This is a genomic window from Desulfosceptrum tomskiensis (assembly GCF_049818055.1).
Classification (GTDB): Bacteria; Bacillota; Desulfotomaculia; order Desulfotomaculales; family JASEER01; genus JBFLVT01.
The window spans coordinates 148,385-171,855 of the sequence record NZ_CP187479.1 but is presented as its reverse complement, the minus strand read 5'-3'; the positions used below and the strand labels follow the sequence as shown (position 1 = coordinate 171,855).

Annotated in this window: 27 protein-coding genes; 14 read left to right on the top strand and 13 right to left on the bottom strand. The window is 60.9% G+C overall.

The window, feature by feature from the left end:
• Positions 1 to 104: 104 nt before the first annotated feature.
• The 6 genes from ACPV0M_RS00905 to ACPV0M_RS00880 form a co-directional block, all read right to left on the bottom strand.
• Positions 105 to 398 carry an ArsR/SmtB family transcription factor gene (locus ACPV0M_RS00905; protein WP_425621125.1) on the bottom strand — a complete coding sequence of 98 codons (294 nt, stop codon included), beginning with the start codon at positions 396 to 398 and terminating at the stop codon, positions 105 to 107.
• A 42-nt stretch (positions 399 to 440) separates the two neighbouring features.
• The gene (locus ACPV0M_RS00900) at positions 441 to 896 is read right to left on the bottom strand and encodes a DsrE/DsrF/DrsH-like family protein (protein WP_425621124.1); all 456 of its coding nucleotides are present in this window, start codon (positions 894 to 896) and stop codon (positions 441 to 443) included.
• Positions 897 to 981: 85 nt separating this feature from the next.
• Complete coding sequence (locus ACPV0M_RS00895) at positions 982 to 1,302, bottom strand: hypothetical protein (protein WP_425621123.1); 321 nt, start codon at positions 1,300 to 1,302, stop codon at positions 982 to 984.
• A 10-nt stretch (positions 1,303 to 1,312) separates the two neighbouring features.
• On the bottom strand, positions 1,313 to 3,019 hold the full coding sequence (locus ACPV0M_RS00890) for an NADH-ubiquinone oxidoreductase-F iron-sulfur binding region domain-containing protein (RefSeq protein WP_425621122.1): 1,707 nt from the start codon (positions 3,017 to 3,019) through the stop codon (positions 1,313 to 1,315).
• Positions 2,949 to 3,521, bottom strand: coding sequence for an NAD(P)H-dependent oxidoreductase subunit E (locus tag ACPV0M_RS00885; protein ID WP_425621121.1), 573 nt, complete (start codon positions 3,519 to 3,521; stop codon positions 2,949 to 2,951). Before ACPV0M_RS00885 ends, ACPV0M_RS00890 begins: the two co-directional genes overlap by 71 nt.
• A gap of 17 nt (positions 3,522 to 3,538) precedes the next feature.
• Entirely contained in the window at positions 3,539 to 4,441 is a 903-nt protein-coding gene (locus tag ACPV0M_RS00880) for a mechanosensitive ion channel family protein (protein ID WP_425621120.1), read from the bottom strand.
• Positions 4,442 to 4,573: 132 nt separating this feature from the next.
• Here ACPV0M_RS00880 and ACPV0M_RS00875 point away from each other — a divergent pair, with 132 nt between their 5' ends.
• The 8 genes from ACPV0M_RS00875 to ACPV0M_RS00840 all read left to right on the top strand — a co-directional run bounded on the left by ACPV0M_RS00875 (position 4,574) and on the right by ACPV0M_RS00840 (position 10,623).
• Positions 4,574 to 5,230, top strand: coding sequence for a DUF4013 domain-containing protein (locus ACPV0M_RS00875; protein ID WP_425621119.1), 657 nt, complete (start codon positions 4,574 to 4,576; stop codon positions 5,228 to 5,230).
• Positions 5,231 to 5,430: 200 nt separating this feature from the next.
• Positions 5,431 to 5,991, top strand: a complete 561-nt coding sequence (locus ACPV0M_RS00870) for an NUDIX hydrolase (RefSeq protein WP_425621118.1) — start codon at positions 5,431 to 5,433, stop codon at positions 5,989 to 5,991.
• Between the two features lie 178 nt (positions 5,992 to 6,169).
• Entirely contained in the window at positions 6,170 to 6,361 is a 192-nt protein-coding gene (locus ACPV0M_RS00865) for a hypothetical protein (protein WP_425621117.1), read from the top strand.
• Between the two features lie 6 nt (positions 6,362 to 6,367).
• Positions 6,368 to 7,396, top strand: coding sequence for a two-component system sensor histidine kinase NtrB (locus tag ACPV0M_RS00860; protein WP_425622227.1), 1,029 nt, complete (start codon positions 6,368 to 6,370; stop codon positions 7,394 to 7,396).
• 54 nt (positions 7,397 to 7,450) lie between these two features.
• The gene (locus ACPV0M_RS00855) at positions 7,451 to 7,636 is read left to right on the top strand and encodes a hypothetical protein (protein WP_425621116.1); all 186 of its coding nucleotides are present in this window, start codon (positions 7,451 to 7,453) and stop codon (positions 7,634 to 7,636) included.
• Between the two features lie 365 nt (positions 7,637 to 8,001).
• Complete coding sequence (locus tag ACPV0M_RS00850; RefSeq protein ID WP_425620881.1) at positions 8,002 to 8,232, top strand: hypothetical protein; 231 nt, start codon at positions 8,002 to 8,004, stop codon at positions 8,230 to 8,232.
• A 601-nt stretch (positions 8,233 to 8,833) separates the two neighbouring features.
• On the top strand, positions 8,834 to 9,547 hold the full coding sequence (locus tag ACPV0M_RS00845) for a sigma-70 family RNA polymerase sigma factor (protein WP_425621115.1): 714 nt from the start codon (positions 8,834 to 8,836) through the stop codon (positions 9,545 to 9,547).
• A gap of 5 nt (positions 9,548 to 9,552) precedes the next feature.
• Positions 9,553 to 10,623, top strand: coding sequence for an anti-sigma-I factor RsgI family protein (locus ACPV0M_RS00840; RefSeq protein ID WP_425621114.1), 1,071 nt, complete (start codon positions 9,553 to 9,555; stop codon positions 10,621 to 10,623).
• On the opposite strand, the gene ACPV0M_RS00835 is transcribed toward ACPV0M_RS00840, so the two are convergent.
• Positions 10,571 to 11,695: an aminotransferase class I/II-fold pyridoxal phosphate-dependent enzyme gene (locus ACPV0M_RS00835; protein ID WP_425621113.1), complete on the bottom strand. Its 1,125-nt coding sequence runs from the start codon at positions 11,693 to 11,695 to the stop codon at positions 10,571 to 10,573. The genes ACPV0M_RS00840 and ACPV0M_RS00835 overlap by 53 nt on opposite strands.
• Positions 11,696 to 12,014: 319 nt before the next feature.
• On the opposite strand from ACPV0M_RS00835, the gene ppdK reads away from it, so the two are divergent.
• Entirely contained in the window at positions 12,015 to 14,618 is a 2,604-nt protein-coding gene (gene ppdK, locus ACPV0M_RS00830; protein ID WP_425622226.1) for a pyruvate, phosphate dikinase, read from the top strand.
• A gap of 67 nt (positions 14,619 to 14,685) precedes the next feature.
• Here ppdK and cdaA read toward each other — a convergent pair whose 3' ends face one another.
• The 3 genes from cdaA to ACPV0M_RS00815 all read right to left on the bottom strand — a co-directional run bounded on the left by cdaA (position 14,686) and on the right by ACPV0M_RS00815 (position 17,657).
• Positions 14,686 to 15,537: a diadenylate cyclase CdaA gene (gene cdaA, locus ACPV0M_RS00825; protein ID WP_425621112.1), complete on the bottom strand. Its 852-nt coding sequence runs from the start codon at positions 15,535 to 15,537 to the stop codon at positions 14,686 to 14,688.
• A gap of 141 nt (positions 15,538 to 15,678) precedes the next feature.
• Positions 15,679 to 16,458, bottom strand: coding sequence for a formate dehydrogenase accessory sulfurtransferase FdhD (fdhD, locus tag ACPV0M_RS00820; RefSeq protein WP_425621111.1), 780 nt, complete (start codon positions 16,456 to 16,458; stop codon positions 15,679 to 15,681).
• 143 nt (positions 16,459 to 16,601) lie between these two features.
• A complete protein-coding gene (locus ACPV0M_RS00815; RefSeq protein ID WP_425621110.1) occupies positions 16,602 to 17,657 on the bottom strand; it encodes a methyl-accepting chemotaxis protein in 1,056 nt (351 codons plus the stop codon).
• A gap of 333 nt (positions 17,658 to 17,990) precedes the next feature.
• Between ACPV0M_RS00815 and ACPV0M_RS00810 the strand changes: the two genes are divergently transcribed.
• The gene (locus ACPV0M_RS00810; protein WP_425621109.1) at positions 17,991 to 19,664 is read left to right on the top strand and encodes an alkaline phosphatase; all 1,674 of its coding nucleotides are present in this window, start codon (positions 17,991 to 17,993) and stop codon (positions 19,662 to 19,664) included.
• A 142-nt stretch (positions 19,665 to 19,806) separates the two neighbouring features.
• Here ACPV0M_RS00810 and ACPV0M_RS00805 read toward each other — a convergent pair whose 3' ends face one another.
• The gene (locus ACPV0M_RS00805; protein ID WP_425621108.1) at positions 19,807 to 20,040 is read right to left on the bottom strand and encodes a hypothetical protein; all 234 of its coding nucleotides are present in this window, start codon (positions 20,038 to 20,040) and stop codon (positions 19,807 to 19,809) included.
• A 327-nt stretch (positions 20,041 to 20,367) separates the two neighbouring features.
• Between ACPV0M_RS00805 and ACPV0M_RS00800 the strand changes: the two genes are divergently transcribed.
• The 3 genes from ACPV0M_RS00800 to ACPV0M_RS00790 all read left to right on the top strand — a co-directional run bounded on the left by ACPV0M_RS00800 (position 20,368) and on the right by ACPV0M_RS00790 (position 21,324).
• Entirely contained in the window at positions 20,368 to 20,706 is a 339-nt protein-coding gene (locus ACPV0M_RS00800) for a winged helix-turn-helix domain-containing protein (protein ID WP_425621107.1), read from the top strand.
• 71 nt (positions 20,707 to 20,777) lie between these two features.
• A complete protein-coding gene (locus ACPV0M_RS00795) occupies positions 20,778 to 20,999 on the top strand; it encodes a hypothetical protein (protein WP_425621106.1) in 222 nt (73 codons plus the stop codon).
• 136 nt (positions 21,000 to 21,135) lie between these two features.
• Positions 21,136 to 21,324, top strand: coding sequence for a hypothetical protein (locus ACPV0M_RS00790; protein ID WP_425621105.1), 189 nt, complete (start codon positions 21,136 to 21,138; stop codon positions 21,322 to 21,324).
• Between the two features lie 68 nt (positions 21,325 to 21,392).
• On the opposite strand, the gene ACPV0M_RS00785 is transcribed toward ACPV0M_RS00790, so the two are convergent.
• Both ACPV0M_RS00785 and ACPV0M_RS00780 read right to left on the bottom strand, forming a co-directional pair.
• Positions 21,393 to 21,572, bottom strand: coding sequence for a hypothetical protein (locus tag ACPV0M_RS00785; RefSeq protein WP_425621104.1), 180 nt, complete (start codon positions 21,570 to 21,572; stop codon positions 21,393 to 21,395).
• A 264-nt stretch (positions 21,573 to 21,836) separates the two neighbouring features.
• A complete protein-coding gene (locus ACPV0M_RS00780) occupies positions 21,837 to 22,763 on the bottom strand; it encodes a hypothetical protein (RefSeq protein ID WP_425621103.1) in 927 nt (308 codons plus the stop codon).
• Between the two features lie 335 nt (positions 22,764 to 23,098).
• On the opposite strand from ACPV0M_RS00780, the gene ACPV0M_RS00775 reads away from it, so the two are divergent.
• On the top strand, positions 23,099 to 23,449 hold the full coding sequence (locus tag ACPV0M_RS00775; RefSeq protein ID WP_425621102.1) for a helix-turn-helix domain-containing protein: 351 nt from the start codon (positions 23,099 to 23,101) through the stop codon (positions 23,447 to 23,449).
• Positions 23,450 to 23,471 lie beyond the last annotated feature (22 nt).

Here is a 23,471-nt window from a genome sequence, read left to right as displayed (position 1 = left end):
CCCTTTCCCGGCTGCTCCGGCTAAAAACTAGAACCCGTACACTTGCACATTATACGGCGAGGAACGCCTTAAAGCAATAATGAAAAACCCGGCTCCCAGCGCGGCTAAGCTCGTTTGGCAGGAGCTTCGGGCAACAGGATCTCCACGACCCGCCGGATGCGCTCGTCGGCGATACGATAGGCCACTTCGGTCCCGCGCCGTTCCCCTTCGACGATGCCGTGGGCCCGGAGGACGGCCAGGTGCTGCGAGACGGTGGACTGCGGCAGGCCCAGGCAGTCCTTGATGGCGGTGACGTTGCATCCCTGCTCAATCAAACCCCGGACTATACAGAGCCGGGCCGGGTGCGCCAGGGCCTTCAACAGTTCGGCTTCGCGCCGGTAGCGCCGGACGTCTTCCAAACACGAACCCCTCCTTGTGTCAACCCCGGAGCAAAGTTTCCCCTAGATAAACATGTTGATGTCGGCCTCAAGTGCCATCTGCATGTAGCCGGCGGCATCGATTACCTTCGCGCCCTCGACCAGGTCGCTTTCCTTCAGGCCCATCATATCCATGGTCATCAGGCACCCGTACAGTTTTACGCCTTCCAGCCTGCACATCTCCAATAGGTCGGCCGGCGCCGGAACGTTGGCCTTTTTTTCGGCCAGGCCGAGCATCATTTTGGTCGCCATCGCCGGCATCCCCGGGATGACGCCCATCAAGCCGCTCGGGAAGAACTTGGCCTTCTTGATGCCGCCCTTGCGCACCGCTTCGATGCCCATGAAGGTGAAAAAGACGGAAGCTTCGGCGCCCGCCCTGACGGCCTGGAGGGCGAGGATCAGCGGCGGGTAGACCCCGTCGACAGTGTTTCGGGAGCAGATCAGCAATACCTTCTTTTTCCCGGTATCCGTGTCGGGCATTATGGTCACCCCTCATATTATCTAATTATCTATATATTTAGATAATATGCTGATCAACCTACGAACGCAACAAGGCAATAAAATCTCAGGTTTCGCCCGGGGGCTCCTGGTCCATCAGGGACTGAATGAATTCGGTGGCCTTCTCGTTATACCCGAGCTGCACGCCGAGGGAGACGCAGCCGCCGAAGGCCTTGGCCAGAGAACGCGTCACCTGGTTAACAAGACAATAGTACTGCGGGCTGGCGTCGTACTCCACGAAAGGCAGGATCTGCCCGTTGACGAAGTCGGCCGCGGCCTTTGCCAGGTACTGGCACAAGCCCGGGAACTGGGTGAAAAGTTCCTGCGGGCCGGGGGCGTCACCGGCCACCCGGTTGTACTCCGCGATGTAGTTGGGGACCTCGCGCATCAAAACCACCTCAGTGCAAAAGCTTGGTGCATACCCCTGCCGGGCAACGCCTGTCGCGGACGTGGGCCAGGTACTCGTCGTAGAAATACTTCATCGTGGACAGGACGGGGTTGGCCGCCGTCTGCCCCAGCCCGCACAGCGACGCGTCTTTGACGTCGTAGGCCAGTTCTTCGAGCTCCCGGAGGTCATCCATGGTCCCCTCGCCCCCAGTGATCTTCTCCAGGATCTCGACCATCCGGACGATCCCCACCCGGCACGGCGTGCAGCGGCCGCAGGACTCGTCGGCGGCGAACTTCATGTAGAACTTGGCGATGTCGACCATGCAGTCGGTATTGTCCAGGACGATCAGCCCGCCGGACCCCATGATCGTCCCCAGGTCTTTGAGGGACTCGTAGTCGATCGGCACGTCGAGCAGTTTTTCCGGGACGGCCCCGCCGGAGGGGCCGCCGGTCTGCACGGCCTTGATGCGGCGCCCGGGAGGCGGCCCGCCGCCGATGTCGTAGATGATCGACCGCAGGCTCAAGCCCATCGGGACCTCGATCAGGCCGGTGTTCTTGATCTGGCCGGCCAGGGAGAAAATCTTCGTGCCCTTGCTTTTTTCGGTGCCGATGGCGGCATACCACTCGGGCCCGTGCCTGATGATCGTGGGCACGTTGGCCAGCGTCTCGACGTTGTTGATGATCGTCGGCCTGTCGAAGAGGCCTTTCTGGGCCGGGAAAGGCGGCCGCACGCGCGGCTCGCCCCGGAAACCCATGGCCGACCGCAAGAGCGCCGTCTCCTCCCCGCAGACAAAGGCCCCCGCCCCCAGGGCGATGTCGATGTCGAAGCTGAAACCGCTGCCAAGGATATCATTACCCAAAAGCCCCAGCCGTTTCGCCTGGCGAATGGCTATTTCCAGCCTTTTCACAGCCAGTGGATACTCGGCCCGCACGTAGACGTAACCCTCGCCGGCCCCGATGGCGTACCCGGCGATGAGCATCCCTTCGAGGACAGCGTGCGGGTTGCCTTCGAGCAGGCTCCGGTCCATGAAGGCGCCGGGGTCGCCCTCGTCGCCGTTGCAGACGATGTATTTCTGCGGGCCGGGCTCGGCGGCGGCAAACGCCCACTTGCGCCCGGTGGGGAACCCGGCCCCGCCCCGGCCCCGCAAGCCGGACTTGATAACGGCGTCGACGACCTGTTCCGGCGTCCAGCGGGCCAGCACGTCGGCGAGGGCGAAGTAACCGTCGCGCGCGATGTACTCGTTGATGTCTTCGGGGTCGATGAGCCCCGAGTTTTCAAGGACGATACGCCTTTGCTTCTCGAAGAAGGGCATGTCGTAGAGGATGCTCCTGCGCACGCCCTCGGCGTCCTCGTAAAGAAGCTCCTCCACGATTTCCCTGTTCTTGAGGTGCTTCTCCACGATATCGGTCACGTGACCGGGACGCACCCGGCAGTAGAGGACGGCGCCCGGGTGCGTGACGACGACGGGGCCGAGACCGCAAAAGCCGAAACAGCCCGTGCGGACGACGTCGACCTCCAGCCCCTGCGCCTTTACCTCTTTACGCAGGGCGTTGTAGATCTCCACGCCGCCGGAAGAGATGCAGGCCGTGCTGGTGCAGACGAGCAGCTGGGTGGGCCTGTCGATGTCACCGTCCCGCAGCCTTTCTTCAATAAGGGGGCGGTGCTGCTCCCTGATCCGCTCGAGGCCGGTCAGGCTCGTCAGCAATGCGATCACCATCCTCACGGGTTTCTTGAGCCCTGTAACTCTCGATCAAGGGCGCCACTTCGTCGACCGTGACGTGGCCGTGCACGTCCTCGTTGACGGCCAGCACCGGGGCCAGGCTGCAGGCGCCGATGCAGCGCGTGGCGCGCAGGGTGAAAAGCCTGTCTTCCGTGGTCTCGTCCTCGCCTATCCCCAGTACTTTCTTGAAGCGGTCGAGGACGTCCTGGGCTCCCTTGACGTAGCACGCCGTCCCCATGCAGATGCTGCAGGTGTACTTGCCGCGCGGCGCGGTGACGAACCCCGAATAAAAAGTGGCCACCCCGTGGACGTGCGCGATGGGCAGGCACATCTTGTCGGCGACGTAAATCTGCACCTCGCGCGAAAGGTAGCCGAAGAGGTCCTGCGCCTTCTGCAGCACCCTGATCAATCCGCCCGGCCTGTCCCCGTACTTTTCGATGATCTTGTCCAGGCTGCGGTAGCGTAGTTCGAAAGGAGACAACTTACCACCATCTGCCATGCAGCCGCCACCCTTCTTCATTGTTCCTGAGGCATGGTGCTTTTATGCGGTAAGGCGGCGGCAGGATATTCATCCACGGTGAAGCGCGGGTAGGCCAGCCTTATCCCCCGTTCCCTGGCCTCGAGCCAGATCTCTTCGCGGATGGCCCGCTGGATTTCCCAGTATTTCCGCGGTTTGACCCTGGCGACGATCGTGTACTGCCCGCCCCGCCCGTTCTCGTCGATGTCGGTGACGCCGAGGACGTGAGGGGGTTCAAGAGCGTTCCCGCCCTCGTCGCGCAGAAGGTCTTCGTTGTAGCGTGCCCCTATTGTCCGGGAGACCTCTTCCAAGGCTTCACGGATACGCAACGGGTCTTCCTCGAAGGGAAACGTGACCGAGACGATGACGCGGAGTTCCTCGCGGTTGAAATTCCGGACCGTTTTGATCTCCGAATTGGCGATATAAAATTTCTTGCCCGACCACTCCCTTACCGTCGTCAGGCGTAAGCCGACGTCCTCCACCGTGCCCGAAACGACGTCGTTGATGGTCACGTAATCGCCCACGCGGAACTGGTCCTCGAAGTTGACCAGGAAACCCGTGATAACATCCTTGAGAAAGGTCTGCAGGCCCAGGCCCACGGCCAGACCGACGACACCGGCCCCCGCCAGGACCGGCCCAAGGTTGACGCGGGGAAAAAGGACCTGGAAGATCATCAGCCCGGCGACGATATAGACGGTATAGCGGACAAGGGAGTAAACGATACCGGCCAGGGTTCTTTTCCTGCCGGCGGCCCCATGGGAAAAGTCGAAGGCCCGGGCGATCAGCTTGCGGGCGATGAACAAGCCGGCCCAGGCGGCCAGGATGATCACGATGATGGTGAAAGCCGACCTTGCCGCCTCCGTAGGGTTGAAGCCCCCGAAGATGCTTTCAGGGCTGCCCATGCAACCACCCGCTTTTCCAGAACTTACCCTGTACAAACCCCGTTTTTTCAGAAATATTGACAGGGGCAACAACGTAACCATTAATATGGTGCGCGCCAGGCTTAGAGTCCATAAGTGAAAGGGGGAGAAACTTTGATTGTTGAGCGGGCGATTAAAATGCCGTTGCAGCTGAACGGCTTGTTTAAATTCCTTGTCGGAGCGGTTCTGGCCGTCATCCCGGTCGTTAACCTGGCCAGCCTGGGCTACTGCGCCGAAGTGATGGAGAGGAGCGCCAGGCGCGAAACGGAACTCCCGTCCTGGAACAACCTGGGCGCAAAATTCATCAAGGGGCTGTCGTGGAGCGCCATCGCCCTGGTTTACCTGCTCGTTCCCATCGCTTTGGCCACCGTCGCCGGGGAGTGGGGAGCGATTGCAGCGCAGACCTCCACAGGCGGCATGAATCCCTTCGCCGTGGCCGCCCTGGGCGGGACGGCTTTCTGGGTGGCCGTGCTGGCCCTGGTCCTCGGCTTCATCCTGCCCATGGGGCTGGCGCATTACTCGGCGACGGGCAACCTTACGGCGCCCTTCAGGCTCCCCACCGTTTTAAAGTATATCGCCAGGAATTTCTCCAGCTACCTGCTGGCCTACGCCTTCGCCATCCTGCTGTACTACGTCGTTTCCTTATTCAAAGACATCCCCTCGGTAGGATTCGTCCTGACGGTGCTGGGTTACTTCTACGCCACCGTCGTCCTTGCCGCCGTCTTCGGGAGCGTCTATCAAAAGGCCAGGATCGTGGAAAGCACAAGGTAATTGACGCCCTAAAAGGCCCCTGGTCGGCCGCAACAAGTGCCGGGAGGTGGAACGGAGCGCACACAATAAACACGGGCTTACGCTACGGAGCCGGGTGTCGTCTCCGTCACCCGCATTCTTATGCGGGCGTGCAATTAGTTTGAACGGGAGCCTTGCGGGCTCCCGTTGCTCTTACGCAATACTGACAGGAGGTGTTGGGCTTGGGCTACGCGGAATGGACGCTTGCGTCGCGCCGCACGGTCTTCCACGAACGCTACGTGCGCGTGGTCAAGGACGTGCTGCGTTTTCGGGACCAGGAGACGGACTTCCTCTACCTCGCCGACGACTTTCCGGGGACGGCGGCCACCCTCGCTGTAACGGGCGACGGAAAGATCCTGCTCGTCGAGCAGTACCGCTACCCCGTCGGGCGTTACGTCCTCAACCTGCCCGGCGGCATCCTCGAACCCGGCGAGTCCCCGGTCCGGGGCGCGGCCAGGGAACTGCGGGAAGAAACGGGTTATACCGCCTCGACACTGGTGCCTCTCGGCTCCTTTTTCCCGCTCCCCGGCGTACACAGCCGCCGGGCGCACGTCTTCTTCGCCGCGGGCCTGACCCCGGGAGAACCGCAAAGGGAGCGCGACGAAGAGATCAGGGTGGTGACCCGGTCGTTCCGGGAAATCATCGACGACTTGGCCACGGGAACCCCCGACGGGGAGGTGGTCTACGCCGTCTTCACCGCCTGGATCAAGGGCCTGCTCCCGGGCAGCCCCGGAAACCCCTGAAAACCGCGGCTGGAGTCGGAATCTGTCGGTGTTTGGGGAAAAATCGCGACCGAAAACGCTTTGTTCAGCCTCACCCCGGGTTATACACTAAAAATAACCAGAAGTTATGTGCTACCGCCTAAGGGCGCTGAGCAGCGCCGTCTCCCGGTTTTTTCCATCGCTCGCGGGAGTTGATCGCATGTCGAAACACTTATGGCAGGACATTGAACAAATCAGCATGACCTGGGACCAGGACGATCATTGGGACAAGCCCTGCGGCCCTTTCCCGTCCCAGCCGGCTGCCGGCCACAGCACTGGAGAGGAAACCAGCCCCCTGTCGCCGATGTTTAACGCTTCGAACCTGAAACGGCTGCTCGATACGATGGCCTAGGCCGTCCTGGCTCTCGACTGCGACGGCCGCGTCTTCGTATGGAATCCCGCCTGCGAAAAACTTTTCGGCACACGCAAACACGGCGCCCTGCGCCAGAACGTCCGCGCCCTGCTCCCCGCCGGCGCCCTCCTGCAGCGTGTTCTCGATACCGTAACGGAGGGCCGTGAAGTGTCCAACCTGGAACTATCACTGGTGATAGGGGGAAAGGAAAAAGTTTTGTTCCTCGATACCCGGCGCCTGCAGGACCATTCAAGACGCCTCAGCGGAGCGCTGTGCGTCATCACCGACGTTACGCGCATGCGGAAACAGGAAAAGCAGTTGCAGCGCCACGAACAGGTCCTCCTGGCGGGAAAGATCATCGCGGGGTTCGCTCACGAGGTGAGAAACCCCCTGACCGCCGTCCGCGGTTTTGCCCAGATGCTCCTTGAGGAATCCCCGGCCCTGAAACCGCCGGAGCACTACCTGAGGATGATCATCGAAGAGGTCGACCGCGTCAACGAACTGATCCGCGGCTACATCAGCCTCGACCACGACGAGTCCGAGGAGCGGGAAACGGTGGAGGTCGGGGAACTGGTAGCCGGCACGGTACGCCTGATGCAGGGTTACGCATCGCGCAACGGCATCAGCCTGGAGGTCGTTCCGGCGCCTTCGGCCGCGTACGTCCACGTCCACAAGGAACAGGTCAAGCAGGTGCTCCTGGACCTGCTGAAAAACGCCCTGGAAGCCGGCGCCCTGGGCGAACCGATTAGCGTGCACACCGACGTGGCGGGGGAAAGGGTATTAATTACGGTCGTCAGCAGCAATGCGGGCATTCATCCGGAAGAACTCAACCAAGTCCTGAACAACATCGTGGCCAACGGAAGCGGCGGATTGGGCCTGCCCATCAGCAGGAGCATTCTGGAACGCCATGGGGGAGACATCCAGGTCCGCAGCCTGCCGGAAGGCGGAACAGTTGCCACCGTCACCCTCCCTACCGCCGGGCGTCCCGATCCGTTGGAAAATCATGAAAACACAGGCCAACTTTTTTCAGCATAAACCTCTGGCAATGTCGAAACCTAATCTTAAATAAAACGGTTGGGAGGGAATGGCTTGGACAGATGGCTTGACGCGAATGGGCTAAGCGTGATCCGGGGATATTCCCTGCAGGGCAGCTTTGATGCCGGCGCGGTTACCGGAGCCGTTCCCCTGTACGGGATGGAAGAACCGGTCTACCCTCTCGGGCCGGCCAATGATGCTATACGCCGGGGGTCCCGCTTTACCATCCGCACTGCGTAGGAGACCGTTGAAAAGCTGCGCCTGGCTTTGTCAGGCGCAGCTTTTCAACGGCCTGACAGAACGGTCGAAGCGGAGCACGAAGCGCGGGGATAACCCAGACCTGCTGTAACCATTTTTCATTGTCTGTAGTGCTGCATTCGGCAGGATGAGGGTCTGTTAGGAAATCGAGGAGGCATCGGCCGAAGCCGATGCAGTTTTTTCTAAATTCCCGAGGTAATTCCCCCGACCCCGACACTCAATACAAGCATGCTTTACCGGCATCGCTTAATTTGGAATTCACGACCGTGAATCCCTTCCTAAAACCACCGACTACCCTGAAAAACGGCCCTTGCTATTCGGGTCTGGGTTTATCCCCGCAAGCGACTTTGCTGAAAGCTTCGGGCACCGTTCTTAGCGAAGGTGAGGTCAGCGTGGCCGCCGACGAGGACGTTCGCGGGCGCTTCCGCTGTCAAAGCGTCGGCCGTACGCTTGCCCTCGGCCTTGCCTGCGCGAACTTGTACGTGCTGAGGAATATGCTCGTTCGCCTCGGGCGCCGGCCGAACTCCCCAGCACTCAACTTTGCAGACCGTTTAAGTGAACCCATCACTTATGACTAGCTCTTCGGAGAGACTTAGTTGAGTGCCGGGTCAGACAGCGGCCGACGCTGTTCCTCGGCTCACTGCGCATTTTTTATTTATACTCCCAACGTTCGCTACGGCCAAAGCCTCGACGCGTACTTGGGTAACCTGCTGAAAATTGCGCCCGCGAACAATCCGCAGGAGGCCCGCCACGTTCCGAACCGAGCTTAGGCAACCATCAAGAGGCCGTTCAAAAGCGAGCATGGCGCGGAAGGCGAGGAGTCCAGCGCGGAGCGTACTGGATGTACGTGAGCACTGGACGACGATGCCTGACAAAGCCGGGCGAAGCTTTTCAACGGCCTTATAGAACGGTCGAAGCGGAACACGGAGCGCGGGGATAACCCAGACCTGCTGTAACCGTTTTTCATTGTCTGTGGTGCTGCATTTTGCAGCGTGAGGGTCTACTGACTACTAACATGGGCCGCTTGCGGCCCTTACTACCCCCGCAAATCTAACAGGGTTCCCCGAATACACTGGTGACAGTGGGGCATGCACGAAAAAAGGGATGGAGGCGCAAAGACAAGAATACTTCTCATGGCCCTTGCAGGACAAGGCGTGCAAGGCCAAGGAGCGAGGCTTTTTGTATGCATTGAGCCAGGCTGAGATCGAGAGCCTCCTGAGCCGAGCCCGGCAGGGTCAAGAGCAAGCGCGGAACGACTTGATCGCCGGGTTAAAGCCTTTTGTCCACCGGGTGTGCTCGCGGCGCTGCGGCCGTTTCCTGAGTTGGGAAAACGACGACGAGCTCGGCGTCGGCCTCCTGGCCCTCAACGAAGCCATAGACGCCTATTCGCCCGACTACGGCGGCTCGTTCATGCCTTTTGCCGCCAAGGTCATCGACCGGCGGCTGATCGACTACCTCCGCCAGCAGGGGAACCACGCCGCGGTGCGGTTGTCGGCTTTCGAATCCGAAGCCGAGCAGCCTGCCGCCCCGGAACCGGAGGAAAACCTGGACCTGTCCCTGGCTGTCGAGCAATTCACGCGGGAGTTGGCCGAGTTCAAAATATCGCCAGTGGACCTCGTCAGGTCGTCACCCAAACACCGGGATACGCGGTGCGTCCTGACCAGGGTGGCGCGCCACCTGGCCGGGAACCGGGAGTTGCTCGATCAGTTCTTCGAGTACCGCCAACTGCCGCTGGCCCAGCTGTGCCGGCAGACCGGGGTGTCGAGAAGAGTCCTCGAGCGCGGCCGGCGTTACGTTGTCGCCCTGACCCTGATATTTGCGCGGGATGCTTACTTCCCGCTTCGTTCCTTCGCCAGGCTCGACGACGATGACTTATGTACTGAGAAGAGGTGACTTCCGTGCCTGCCGGAAAAGGCGTCGTCATCAGCGTGAACAAGCGCACGATGGTGGTTATGACCGACGAGGGCGAGTTTAAACGGCTGCACGCCCCCCGCTCCCTGCCCGCGCCCGGCGACGTCATCCAGATGCCTGCGGCGGCGTTCGTCTTCAGGCAGATGCTCGCCGTGGCCAGCATCCTGCTGGTTCTCGCCTTGAGCGCCGGCATACCCGTGCTGATCAACCCGGCAGTGGCCTCTGTCGACATCGAGGTCGGCGGAAGTCTAACGCTGGGCCTTGACGACCGGGGCAGGGTTTGCTCCGTCAAGGGGCTTGATCCCGCCGGCGAAAAACTGGCTGCCGCCATCCCGCGTGAAGAGATAGAAGGGCGTCCCGCGACGGAGGCCGTCGGCATCCTGGTCGCCAGGGCAGCCGCGGCCGGGATGCTGAGCGCTGACGAGAACAACCTCGTACTGGTCAACCCCATCAAGGGCAAGAAGAACAGCCCGGTAACCGAGGATGAACTGCGCAAGGCCGCGGCCGGCGCCCTGGAAAAGGCAAACCTGGCCGGGTACCTGGTAGTCGACAGCGTCGAAGAAAAGCAGGCGAAAAACGCCCACCGCAAGGGTTACTCCGCGGGGCGTCTGACTATCGACAAAAAGCTAAAAGAATTACGTCCCGAGGTGCCCCCGCCGGTGACCGACGAGCACCTTGCCGGTTATCTTGAGAAACACGCCGTCAGCCTCGAAGAACTTTTCCCGCAATCGGGCGTTTTTGTCGGGAAAAAGCAGGGCGGGACCGTGGTCCCGTCCGAGCCGGAAAAGGGCAGGCCCGCCCTCCCGCCGGGGCTGGAGAAACGCAACAACAAGACTAAGCACATCCGGGAAAAAGTCAACCCCATCGAAGGCATACCCGATCCCTTGCAGAATAACGCCGGGGACGATGAAGGCCGGCCTGATAGCAACAATAAACAAAATCAGGAGCAGAATCAGGATCAAGACCAGACCGGCCTCGAACCTCCGTTGGACCCGCCGGGTCCGTTTAAGGAGAAACCCTGGCCAGGTGACGCCTCAGGGCATCGAGGCCGTCACTGAACCTCCGCTCAGCCATCCCGAAACCCAGGCGGAAACGGTCGGGGACGCCGAAGACCGTCCCCGGGAGAATCAGGACGCTCTCCTCCCGCGCCAGCCCGGCGCTGAAGGACTCGACGTCCACGTTGAGGTACAGCCTGGGGAAAGCCGTGAAACCGGCAGCCGGGGGCACCCAGCTCAGGACCCCGTCATGTTCGGCGATAAACTTGCTCAGCATCCGCAGGTTGGCCCTCGCTAGGGCCGTCTTGCTTTCCAGGACCTTATCCCGGTGTTCCAGTACTATCGCCGCCAGGAACTCCCCGGCAGCGTTCGAGCACATGGTCGTATAGTCGCGGAAATCGCGGACGCGCCGCAGGAGGCCGGCGTCCCCCGACGCTATCCAACCGATTCTCAGCCCGCCGAGCCCGAAAGGCTTGGTCATATCCCCGATGCTGACCGCCCTTCCGCCGAAATCGGCGGCCGGCGGCAGGACATCCCTCTCGTCGTAGACCGTTCCCCGGTAGACCTCGTCGGACACCAGCCAGAAACCAAACCTGTCCGCGAGCTCCACAAGCCGGCGCTGATCTTCCGTACTCAGCATCGCCCCCGTAGGATTGTGGGGATGATTGACCACCACGGCGCGCACCCCGGGCCCGAGCAGCCGTTCCAGTTCGTCGACGTCGGGCCTGAAGCGGTTCTCGGGCCGTAGGGGCCATTTCTTGACCCGGACGCCGATCGATTCGGCGACCGCGTACAGGGACTGGTAAACCGGGTCCTCCACGACGATAATGTCGCCCGGTTCCAGGAGCACGTTCATGAGGATGAAGATGGCTTCCGAAGCGCCGGTCGTGACCTGCACGCCGCCGGCCCCTATCCGCCGGTACCAGCCGGCGACGGCCTCGCGCAGCCGCTCGGATCCCGTAGACGGGATGTAGTCGAGGTTCAGCCGTAGGTATTCTTCCCGCGCTCCCGGACCGCCCAGGGCAAGGATCTCGGCTACCGTCGTCGCCGGGGCGCAGCTGGCGGCCATGTTCAGCCGCACCGCGAACTCGTACCGGGCAAACCACTGTTCCAACTTAAAAGGCGCCGGTTTCAAACCTGTCTCTCTCCCTTATTCCACTCTTAAAGCCTGCAACACCGCTTCTGTTTAATTTACCAGAGGCAGAGCGCCAACGGCAAAACCTTTTTGCAGCGGCGCCTGCGCCCGGCGGAGCCGGCCCCATTTGTATGTCAAAAAACAGCAATTAGGATAACGCATTGCAGCAGGATTTTCGTAATTAGCTATCGAAAAGGTGACCTGTACAGGCATACGCGCCATCACGAAGGAGTATAAATCCGGCAGCGCAATGTTGTTGTGGAAGGGGAGAGAAACCATCAAAAAGTACGTCTACCTTTTCGAAGAAGGCAACGCCCGGATGAAGGGCCTTTTGGGCGGCAAGGGCGCCAATCTGGCCGAGATGACCAACATCGGCCTGCCGGTGCCGCCGGGATTCATCATCACCACCGAAGCCTGCAAGGATTTCGTCAGCCTGGGCGAGCAGTTGCCCCCCGGCATCGAGGAACAGGTCCGCGCCAAGGTCGCCGAACTGGAGACGAAGGTCGGGAAACGCTTCGGCGACGCGGTCAATCCCCTGCTGGTTTCGGTCAGGTCGGGCGCCCCGATTTCCATGCCCGGGATGATGGACACCGTACTCAACCTCGGCCTGAACGACGTCACCGTCGAAGCTCTGGCCGCGAAGTCCGGGGACCGGCGCTTCGCGCTCGACTGTTACCGCCGTTTCATCCATATGTTCGGCGACGTCGTCCTCGGCGTCGAGCACTTCCAGTTTGAGAGTATCCTCCAGGCTCAGAAAGACCGGCGCGGCGTACAGTACGACAACCAGCTGACCGCCGACGATTGGGAAGAGGTTGTCAAGCGCTACAAGAAGCTCGTGGAAGAAGAGAAAAAGAAACCCTTCCCGCAGGACCCGTACGAACAGCTTTTCCTGGCCATCATGGCCGTTTTCAAGTCCTGGAACGTGGACAGGGCCGTCGTCTACCGGAAGGTGCACAAGATTCCCGACGACCTCGGCACGGCCGTCAACGTGCAGACCATGGTCTTCGGCAACATGGGTGACGACTCCGGTTCGGGCGTGGCCTTCACCCGCAACCCGTCGACCGGCGAGAACAAGCTTTACGGCGAGTTCCTGACCAACGCCCAAGGCGAGGACGTCGTGGCCGGGATCAGAACCCCCAAGCCCATCGCCGCCCTGGCCGAGGAGATGCCCGAAGTCTACAAGCAGTTCGCCGACGTGTGCCGTCTGTTAGAGAAACACTACCGGGAGATGCAGGATATCGAGTTCACCGTGGAGTCTTCCCGCCTGTACATCCTGCAGACGCGGACCGGGAAACGCACGGCACAGGCGGCCATCACCATCGCCGTCGACATGGTCGGCGAGGGACTGATCACCCGTGACGAAGCCCTGCTGCGTGTTCAGCCCCAGCAGCTGGACCAGCTGCTCCACCGGCGCATCGATCCCTCCGCCGAATTGAACGTCATCGCCAGGGGTCTGCCCGCTTCTCCGGGTTCGGCCTCCGGCGAAGCGGTCTTTGACGCCGATCTGGCCGAAAAACTTGCCGCGACAGGCAAGAAGGTCATTCTGGTGCGTACGGAGACGACCCCCGACGACATCCACGGTATCGTCGCCGCCCAGGGTATCCTCACCTCCCGCGGCGGCATGACCAGCCACGCGGCCGTCGTGGCCAGGGGGATGGGCAAACCCTGCGTCTGCGGCTGCGAAGCCATCCGCATTAATCCTTCCTCGCCCGAGTTCCAGGTGAACGACCTGGTCGTCCGGCAGGGCGACGTGATCTCCATCGACGGAACGACGGGCCGCGTTATCCTCGGCGGGGTGCCGATGCTCGAACCCGAGCTTTTGCCCGCGTTCAAGCAACTCCTGGCCTGGGCCGACGACATCCGGCGTCTGGAAGTGCGCGCCAACGCCGACACGCCCGCCGACGCCGCCAAGGCCCGCGAGTTCGGCGCCACCGGCGTCGGGCTGTGCCGCACCGAACACATGTTCATGGGTGCCGACCGGCTGCCCATCGTCCAGGCGATGATCCTCGCCGAAACGCCTTCCGAGAAGAAGAAATTCCTCGACCGGCTGTTGCCGATGCAGGAGGGTGACTTTTACGGCATACTCAAGGCGATGGATGGCTACCCCGTCTGTATCCGTCTCCTGGACCCGCCGCTGCACGAGTTCCTCCCCAACGCCGAGGAACTGGCCGTCGAGATCACCAGACTGCGGGTTACCGGCGGAGACGAACAGGAGATTAAACAGAAGGAAGAACTGCTGCGCAAGGTACGCGCCCTCGCGGAATTCAACCCCATGCTGGGACACCGCGGCTGCCGCCTGGGCATCACCTTCCCCGAAGTATACGCCATGCAGGCCCGCGCCATCTTCCAGGCCACGGTGCGCCTGGTAAAGGAAGGTTACGACGTGCATCCCGAGGTCGAGATCCCGTTGGTCATCGACCGCAACGAGCTGGTCTTCCTGAAACAGCTTGTGGACCAGGTGGCCGACGAGGTCCGCCGGGAGACGGGCGTGATCTTCGAGTATACCGTGGGCACCATGATCGAGCTGCCCAGGGCGGCGCTCCTGGCCGACGAAATCGCCGGGGAAGCAGAGTTCTTCTCCTTCGGCACCAACGACCTGACCCAGACGACGCTGGGCTTCTCCCGCGACGACGCCGAGGGTAAGTTCATGCAGCATTACCTCGACCGCAAGATCCTGCCCGACAACCCCTTCGTCGTGCTCGACCGCAAGGGGGTCGGCAAGCTGATGCAGATGGCTGTCACCCTGGGCCGGACCGTCAAGCCGGGCCTCCTGATCGGTATCTGCGGCGAGCACGGCGGGGAACCGAGCTCGGTGGAGTTCTGCCACCTGATCGGGCTGGACTACGTGAGCTGCTCCCCGTACCGGGTGCCGATCGCGCGCCTGGCCGCGGCCCACGCCGCGCTTAAGAACCCTTCGGCCTAGCCCAAGGCTTAAAAAAGCAGGGGAGCGACCAACCGCTCCCCTGCTTTTTTCCGTTTGTTTACGTTTTTTATCCGGCCACTTCCCTGTCCTGCCGGGCATTCTGCCGGGCCGTTTCCCGTTCCTTAAGCCATAGGAAACCGCTGTCCTGGGCCAGTCTCGTCTCCAGGAACTCCTCCAGCCCCTTGGCGTTCAGGTACCTGACGATCTTCCCGTCCTCGGCGACCGAGATAGTGCCGGTCTCCTCGGAAATAACCACGGCCAGGGCGTCCGACACCTCGGTAATGCCGACAGCAGCCCGGTGGCGCGTACCCAGCTCCTTGGAAAGGTGCTTGTTGCTGCTCAGGGGGAGATAACAGCAGGCGGCGGCGACCCGGTCGCCGCGGATGATGACGGCGCCGTCGTGCAGCGGGGTGTTGGGCTCAAACGTCTGGATCAGGAGGAAACGCGAAACGATGCTGTCCAGCCTTACTCCCGTCTCGATATACTCCTTGAGGCCCGTCTGGCGCTCGATGACGATCAGTGCCCCGACTTTCCTTTCGGAAAGGTTGCCGGCGGCCGCTACGATTTCGCTAATGACGATACGCATGTGGCCGTGTCCGTGCACGAGGCGCCGGAACGGCTGTTCCCGGCCTAGGCGCTCAAGCATGCTTCTCAGTTCGGGGGCGAAAATAACCGGGACGGCGATCACGGCCATCAGGCCGAGCTTGCCCAGGAGAAAGGTCATCATGTGGAGTTTCAAGAGCGAAGCGACCAGGTAGAGAAAGCCCAAAACCAGAACGCCTTTAAGCAGTTGCACGGCCCGGGTGCCCCGCAAGAACGAAATCACCTTGTAAGCGATAAACCCTACCAGCAGGGCGTCAATCGCCCAGCGCACGATGTCCGTCCATGCAAAGGAAATCTCGGGTACGGGCACATGCACGGCATTCACCTCTTTTGCAACAACACGATTTCTAGTTCGCCGTGCCCCGCCGGCTTTCCTCTAGCCGAATTTTAACATTATCGACGCCTATCTTTTACTACGGTTCCTATCCTTTTTTCGGTATACGCCTGGGACACATTTCTAGGAGGCGACGATGCGCCAGTCCGCCGTATAGACGTTCATGCGCCGTCCGCGGGCGAAACCGACCAGGGTTATGTTCAGCTCTTCCGCCAGTCTCACGGCGAGCGAGGTCGGGGCCGACTTGGAGATCACGATCGGCGTCCCCCGGCGGGCCACCTTGTGAACCACCTCCGAGGAGATCCTCCCACTGGTCACGACGAGTCCGGCCTCGGCCGGGACGCCGTGGAGGAGACAGAAGCCGAAGACCTTGTCCAGGGCGTTGTGGCGCCCGATGTCCTCGGCAAACACGCTGATCGTCCCGTCCCGGCAAAAGGCCGCACTGTGCACGCCCCCTGTGGCCCTGTAGAGCTCGGACCGCCGCTGGAACTCCCGGACCAGGGCGTACACCGTTTCTGCAGACACGGTGAGGCTGGAGCCGGCGACGGCATGCTCCGTCGCGCAGCCGAAAGTGGTACCCTTGCCGCAGCCCGAAGTCAGGTAGGGACGGGCCAGCCTTTCGGCGGGCATGGCCGCAGGATGGCGGGTCACGACCTCAACGGCCCCGCCCTCCCTGTCGAACACCACCTCGCGGATGTCTTCCCGGCCGCCGATCAGCCCCTCCGAGGCCAAAAACCCCACGGCCAGCCAGTCCACGTTGCCGGGCGAGCACATCATCGTCACCAGCGGCTGCCCGTTAAGAACGACCTGCAGGGGAAACTCTTCGGCAACCTCGTCCTCATACTCGCGCGTGCCGCTCTCGTCGATACGAGTGACAAGAATCTTAACAGCCACGAATTTCACCGTCCAAATCCTGGTGGCATTGTAACACGCGCCGGCCAAGCGGTCAAACAGTACCGGGCAGCGCTTGCGCCGCCGCGGGAAGGCATGAAAAAACCGCCTCGGACCGGCGGGTAAAAAACACGTTAAGAAGCGCGATATAACGTCTATCCCTTGAGTTCCGCCGCCAGCGCGCTCAGCCTGGCGGTGTTCCCGGCCAGCATCTCGATCGCCCTGGCCTGTTCCCCCGACTGGTTGGCCACACCCTCGACAAGCTCCACCGTCTTTTCGGCGGCCGCCGCCACCTCCTCGGAGCGCTTGGCCAGTTCCTTAATGGACGTCTCTATCTGCTCGAAGGTGGCGTCAACCTCGCGGACGACCTTAACGCCCGTCCGCACCTCTCCCATACCCTCGGTCATCGTGGCTACAGCCCGCTGGGACTCGGCTTGGATTTCCTGCACCAGGGCATAGATCTCCTTCGCAGATTGTGCCGACTGCTCGGCCAGCTTCCTGACCTCCTCGGCGACGACGGCGAAACCGCGCCCGTGCTCCCCGGCGCGGGCCGCTTCAATGGCGGCGTTCAGCGCCAGGAGGTTGGTCTGGTCGGCGATGTGGGTTATGACGTCGACGATCTGGGTGATCTGCTGCGCCGCGGTGTCCAGATCCTTGATGACCTTCGCGGCGGCGGCCGAGGAGCGGTTGATCGAGCCCATCTGGGTCGCCACCGTTTTCATCCCTTCGTGTCCCCGCTCCGCCAAAGTCGCGGCCTCTTTCGCCGCGTCGGTGATCCTCCGGGTGCTGAAAGCCACTCGTTCGACCGTAGTGGCGACCTCGTTCATCGTCGCCGAAGTCTCGTTGGCCCCCGCCGCCACTTCCTCGGTTCCGGCCGAAAACTCGTCGGCGGCCGCGGCGATGGCTTCCGCCTTGTTTTCGAGCATCTCGGCGATCCTGTGGTACTTCCGGAGCGTCTCCGCGAACACCCTTTCAATGTCGCCGAGTTCCCCCGCCCCGGGCTCGATCTGCAGGGACCGGCTCTCGCCGGCCTCGGCCATCCTGGCTTCTTCGGCCAGCCGGGATAGCCTCCCCGCCTGCCGCCAACTCATGGAGAACAAGAACAGCGCCCCTGCAAAAACTAAACACACCCCCGCCTGAGTCCACGGGAGTCCCAGCCCCGGCACGTAAACCCCGGTGACGGCCAAGGCCAGCCCGGCGGATGCCAACATGAAGCTTGCAGCCAATTTGGATCGCAGAGACAGGATACTCGACCCCCTTAGCCCGCTTACCCCTATTAAATACTTCGGTTCGGTCCTGCCATTTCTGAAGCAGAATTTGTCGGGGAATTCAAACAATGTTTTTCTCTCTTCCATTCTTTAGGGCTTAACCTGAAGGCAAGAATACCTTAACCCGCGCTTAACCTGCGCTTAAGGTACGTCTGTTATCATGCCTGCGGAAGACCCTTAGGTGAGAAAGGGGGTGCGGAAACAGCCCGCTGCACTGTAGTCTTTTGCCGATAAATCGATTTCTGATTTCATTCTAAATTCAAGGAGGTTCTTTAAATGCGCAACGCTCGCAAGGTTTTAAGCTTGTTCCTGGTCCTGAGCCTACTGCTGGGCGTCTTTGCCGCCGGCGGCACGTCGTTCGCCGCAGGCCCTGATGTCCGAAACGTGATCGTTCTTGTGGCCGACGGCTGCGGAAGCACCCATACCACCCTCGCCCGCTGGTACCAGGGGCAGCCGCTGACCCTGGACGGCATGGTGACCGGCGGTGTCATCACCCACTCGGCCGACTCTATGATCACCGACTCGGCCCCCGCCGCTACCGCCTTCGCCACCGGCTACAAGTCGGACACCAAGTTCATCTCCGTCCTGCCGGCCGTCATCGACGTTCCGCACGTGCAAAGCGTCTCCGATAACGACAAGTACCGCCCGGTGGCCAGCGTGCTTGAAGCCGCCAAGCTCGCCGGCAAGTCCACCGGCCTCGTCGCCACCTCCAACATCCAGCATGCCACCCCGGCCTGCTACTCCGCCCACTGGCCCAACCGCAACGACTACAACGAGATCGCCGAGCAGCAGGTCTACGAAGACATCGATGTCGTTTTCGGCGGGGGCAGGCAGTATCTCCTGCCCGTCCACAAAGGCGGGAAGCGCACCGACGGCGCCGACCTGATCAACGAGCTCAAGTACCGCGGTTACAAAATCGTGGATAACACGGCGGATATAAAGAAGTTTGACGGTACAAAGGTTTGGGGTCTCTTCGCCGACGACGCCCTGGCCTACGACATGGACCGCGACCCGGCCAAGGAGCCGAGCCTGGCCGAGATGACCCAGAAAGCCATCGAGATACTGAGCAAGAATAAAAAAGGGTTCTTCCTCTTCATCGAGGGGAGCAAGGTGGACTGGGCCTCCCACGCCAACGACCCCATCGGCGTGATCAGCGACGTCCTCGCCTTCGACCGCGCCGTCAAAACCGCCGTGGACTTCGCCAAGAAAGACGGCCACACCCTGGTTATCGCCTTTTCCGACCATGGCAACGGCGGGATGAGCATCGGCAGTATGGAAAGCAATAAGAACTACGACACTTTGAAGCCCAGCCAGGTGGTCGACCCGCTGAAAAAGGCCAAGCTGACCGGCGAGGGGCTCGAGGCCAAGCTGAATGCCGACCGCAGCAACATCGCCGAAGTCATGGCCGCCTATTACGGCATCACCGACCTGACCGAACAGGAGATTCAAGCCATCAAGGAGGCCAAACCGGGCAGCCTGAACTACGCCGTCGGCCCGATGATTAGCAAGCGCTCGATGATCGGCTGGACAACCAACGGACACTGCGGCGAGGACCTCTTCCTCTACGCCTACGGCCCGCAGAAACCGGCCGGGCTCCTGGACAACACCCAGATCGCCAAGCACATCGCCGCGGCAATGGGCCTTGACCTGGCCAAAACCAGCAAGACCCTCTTCACCCCGGCAGAGGCCTTCAAGACCCTGAGCGCCGAGGTTACCGTCGACAAAAGCGACCCGGAAAACCCCGTGATCAAGGTGCAAAAAGGACACACTACCATGACGCTCAAGACGAGCACCGACATCGCGGTTTTTAACGGCAAGACGTACATCCTGAACGGCCCGTCGCTTTTGATCACCGTTAAGAACAAGGCCGGAGAAATCACCCACGAGCGCGCCTACGTTCCGCAGCAGGCCGTCGATCTCTTCGCGGGCCAGGTCAAGAAGGCGGCATAATTCGGTCGTCTGTCGTCAGGCAGCGGTCGTTAGACTCGCAGGAATTTGCTGCGCGAATTCCTGGATTTAAAAAACCACCTTCGGTCGTGCCGGGGGTGGTTTTGATTTCTACAAACAGTACTTGGGGCACCTCTGCCCTCCCTTATCCGGGGTCTTTCAGGTCCAGCCTTTTGAGGCCCAGGCCCTCAAGATGCTTCACGAGATCGTCGGCTTCGAGAGCCCCGCGGAAGACCAGCCGGCCATCGATGAAAACGCTCGGCGTTACCAGGCCGGGGGTGTCCGGCCGGTACTGGTATGTAAACCGTACCTGAGGACCGAAATACCAGTTCAACAAACCTTCGAGAACTTTGAAATCGTGGCTGATCCTGCTCCGCACGGAAGTACAGCCTTCGGGAGGTCAGCCGGGACGGCTGAACTTGTTGGGGAGAATATCGCCGACGACCTTTACGCTTACAGCCATGCCAACCGGACCTCCCTTTCGCGGCGCGCGGATACCTCGGGCAACGGGACGAAGATTCGCCGAGAAGCCGTCAATTACAGACATCATAACAGAACCAACCCGGGGAGTTTTATAATTATTTAACACACTCTTAACAGCGCCTTAACCTGCGCAGGCCGGTTTCTTAACAGTACAAGGCTACAATGGAAGACAAAGGGATCAAACCAAACGGGGAAAAACCCGCAAAAAGGACGGACAAGACCCATGGCAGCAGAACCGATCGCCAAACAGCAAAAAGACCAATATGAGATTCATGCCGGAGACCTGGTCATCGGCCCTTCCCGCTTTGCCGTTTGGGTCGGCGGCCAGCGGGTACGCCTGTCGAGCAAGGAATTCAACATCCTGTTCCTGATGGCTTCCCACCCCGGGCGCGTGTTTACGCGCGAACAGCTGTTTGAACGCGTTTGGGGTTCTAAAGGCCCCCATAGAAGCCGCACGGTTGACGTCCATATCCGCTACCTGCGGCGCAAAGTAGAACCCGATCCGGCCAAACCCAGGTACATTGAAACCGTTCGCGGCTTCGGATACCGTTTTAAGACTTAAGCTTGGCAGTCATATTTGGCAACAATACGGCATAGGAATGGTGTTATCGTTGCTGCGGAGGTGGTTTTACCATGCAACCTTACAGAAGCGTAATCGCGGATATGCTCAGGGAGCGGAACAGACTGCTCGAACAACTGTATTCCGGCCGTTACAGCCGTGACGAAGTCTTAAGCCGTCTGCGCCAGATTGAGCAGCAGATCGAGGCTGAAGAAAACCGCGGGCCGCGGGCCTACCTCGACCACATCTTCAGGCAAAGCGAGAAAAACCATCAAGAAGAGAGAGGCTACAGCTGAGCCTCTTTTTTTGCGTCCTTTTTAACCAAACTTTTACCCTGGCTTAACGGTTCGCGGCTCGATTCGTAACATTCGTAACATAAGACAGCTAGAATGGGAACAAATAAGATTCCTGACCGAAAGGACGGTGAAAAAGATGTACAAGCAAGCAGCATCCGCATTCTCGAACGCGCCCGCCAACCACCGGCACCGCGAAAAAGACGGCCGGCCCCACATCTTCGTACCCCTCGTGCACGTCTCCATCACCACCGGCGAGGTATTGCTGAACAAACTCGCGGAGCACTGGCTCTCCGAAACCGTCCAACGGGAAGAACGCCACGAATGATCCTCTGTGATCGAGCGTTTCCGCGGGCAGCAACTGGCCGGACACGTGACCCTGATCAAGAGCGAGTGTCACCGCTGGCGCGGCTGGCCGCCGAACTCCTCTAAAACCGGGCTTCCTCTTTTCCCTTCCCCTGGAAGAAAATCGTTCCGAAAACCCTTGAGTCCTTGTGGAGAAACAAAAAAGAAACCGCCCTGGCGCAAGAGGCTGCTTAAGGTTTCCAGGTCCAGATAAGCTTGTAGACAAAACATTGAAAGCCCTCCCGTAAAGTCCGGGAGGGCTTGATATTCCTGGAGGCGGCACCCGGAATCGAACCGGGCAATAACGGTTTTGCAGTTATGCGCCTATGGTTTATCAGGGTTTACCGTCCTCCCATAACCCCAGTAACGGCGCGGGTTTGCGGCCCTGGTAGTTTACACCAGTTTATCAGAATCCGTGACTGTTGGCCCCATTTTGTCCCCAATTGGCCCCAAGTCAGTTTCGAGCTATCCGGCGCAAGAGTGCATAAGCTAGGGCTAATCCTTCTTGGTAGTCGTAGCAGACCCGGCACGCTTCTTTTCCCGTTGTATCCGGCGCTTGTGTTTCTCTTCGCACCGCGTCGAGCACCAGACGGCATTTCTCCTGGCACGATCCTCGGGGATCACCCGGCCGCACCCGCGGCAAAAGCGCAGGTTTAGCTCCGTCAATTCCTCCAGGTACCATTGCAGGATCGCGAAGTCCAGCGGGTTGTCGGCCTGAAAGGCGAAGGCGTGTTCAAACCTCCGCTTCCCGGAAGTAAACTCCACCCCGGCCAATTTGAGCCCCCCAAGCCGTTCCTGAAGGACGCTAAAGATGATGGTGAAGGAGGCCATCGTTATTTCCTCGTCGGTCTGCGGCGCGGCCCAGAGCCCATCCTGCCGCCGGTACGTGGGAACATCGAAGTAGAACCCCGGCACACCAAGGATGATCGAGAAGGGCTCCTTGTCCGTTCGCCCCGCATACCCCCCGGCCGCCAGGCGGCCCCGTAGGTGGCCCGTATGCCCGGCCCGGGCGTTCTCGAAGATCGCCACCAACTCGGTGAACCAGGAGAGCGCCGCCCTGACGTAGCCCAGCGGCTCCCCGCCGGGCCATCTCCCGTCCCCGCCCTGAGGCGGGCCGAAGATGCCGGGGGGGCTGCTGATCATCTCCGGCCGGAAGACGCCGTAGCGGTGGTAGAAAGCCTCTACGGCCGCCGTGTTTCCTCCCTCTAAGAAGTAGCGCAGCCTGCGTAGCTCCCTCCAGAAACCATATCCAGGCCGAGTTATAAGCCCTTCCCCCGTAGGCTCCCCCACCTCGACCCACCGATCATCTCCCCAGGCTCTGGCAATGTCATACCGATAATCGTCGGGCTTAAGCGTTACCACCTTCGCTTCAACGCCGAACATCCCCGACACGGCCTGCGCCCGGACGGTGTGAAGATTCAATATAACCCCCCCTACACTTTAAAAACAGTAGTCTGACGGCATAACTGGGATTTCTTCACCTCAGATCGGCTTAGAGACACCATAATCCGGCTTGACTCGCAAAATCTCGCAACGCGGCCCAACCAACCCTGTAAAACCTTGTGGCGTAAGGCCTGAGGGGTGGTGTTACCCGTCTGTTACCCAGTAGTATATCATCCACACAGACAAAAGTCACGATCCTTGACAACCGCATACGGAGGCCGCGAGTAGCAGGACACACCCGCGACGACCCGCACGAGGTCGGGGACGGCGCCAGTAACACCCGCTTGCGGGAACAGGGGCGCTGAACCAGTGAAATGGGCCGGGCGCAAGCCCGAGTGGAAGCCTTAGTGAGGAACCGAACCAGGCGGCTAGCGGGCTGGGAGACGACACGAAAGCGGCAGGTGGGTGTACTGATGAAAGGTGGCCCTTTTGGGCAGAAGGAGGGTTTCTATATGCGAACTGCGGGGTCTGGCATACCGGCGAGCATTCGGAACCGCGTCGAGAGAGTGACATTCACGCTGCCAGAGGCCATGGTTTATAGCGGGCTTGGACGGTCGACGCTATTGCGACTCTTGCAAGCCGGGGAGATACGAGGCCGCAAGGTCGGCGCGCGGCGGTGGTTGATTTTAAAGGATTCGCTGGAATCGTGGCTGCGCGGGCAGTAAAAGCAAGGCCCCGCGGCGGCGG

Excerpts from the sequence above, each read along its gene's own strand:
- ACPV0M_RS00900 (WP_425621124.1), bottom strand. The coding sequence starts at position 896 with ATGCCCGACACGGATACCGGGAAAAAGAAGGTATTGCTGATCTGCTCC.
- ACPV0M_RS00895 (WP_425621123.1), bottom strand. The coding sequence starts at position 1,302 with ATGCGCGAGGTCCCCAACTACATCGCGGAGTACAACCGGGTGGCCGGT.
- ACPV0M_RS00890 (WP_425621122.1), bottom strand. The coding sequence starts at position 3,019 with ATGGTGATCGCATTGCTGACGAGCCTGACCGGCCTCGAGCGGATCAGG.
- ACPV0M_RS00885 (WP_425621121.1), bottom strand. The coding sequence starts at position 3,521 with ATGGCAGATGGTGGTAAGTTGTCTCCTTTCGAACTACGCTACCGCAGC.
- ACPV0M_RS00880 (WP_425621120.1), bottom strand. The coding sequence starts at position 4,441 with ATGGGCAGCCCTGAAAGCATCTTCGGGGGCTTCAACCCTACGGAGGCG.
- ACPV0M_RS00865 (WP_425621117.1), top strand. The coding sequence starts at position 6,170 with ATGTCGAAACACTTATGGCAGGACATTGAACAAATCAGCATGACCTGG.
- ppdK (WP_425622226.1), top strand. The coding sequence starts at position 12,015 with ATGAAGGGCCTTTTGGGCGGCAAGGGCGCCAATCTGGCCGAGATGACC.
- ACPV0M_RS00815 (WP_425621110.1), bottom strand. The coding sequence starts at position 17,657 with ATGTTGGCATCCGCCGGGCTGGCCTTGGCCGTCACCGGGGTTTACGTG.
- ACPV0M_RS00810 (WP_425621109.1), top strand. The coding sequence starts at position 17,991 with ATGCGCAACGCTCGCAAGGTTTTAAGCTTGTTCCTGGTCCTGAGCCTA.
- ACPV0M_RS00800 (WP_425621107.1), top strand. The coding sequence starts at position 20,368 with ATGGCAGCAGAACCGATCGCCAAACAGCAAAAAGACCAATATGAGATT.
- ACPV0M_RS00795 (WP_425621106.1), top strand. The coding sequence starts at position 20,778 with ATGCAACCTTACAGAAGCGTAATCGCGGATATGCTCAGGGAGCGGAAC.
- ACPV0M_RS00790 (WP_425621105.1), top strand. The coding sequence starts at position 21,136 with ATGTACAAGCAAGCAGCATCCGCATTCTCGAACGCGCCCGCCAACCAC.
- ACPV0M_RS00785 (WP_425621104.1), bottom strand. The coding sequence starts at position 21,572 with ATGTTTTGTCTACAAGCTTATCTGGACCTGGAAACCTTAAGCAGCCTC.
- ACPV0M_RS00775 (WP_425621102.1), top strand. The coding sequence starts at position 23,099 with ATGGGCCGGGCGCAAGCCCGAGTGGAAGCCTTAGTGAGGAACCGAACC.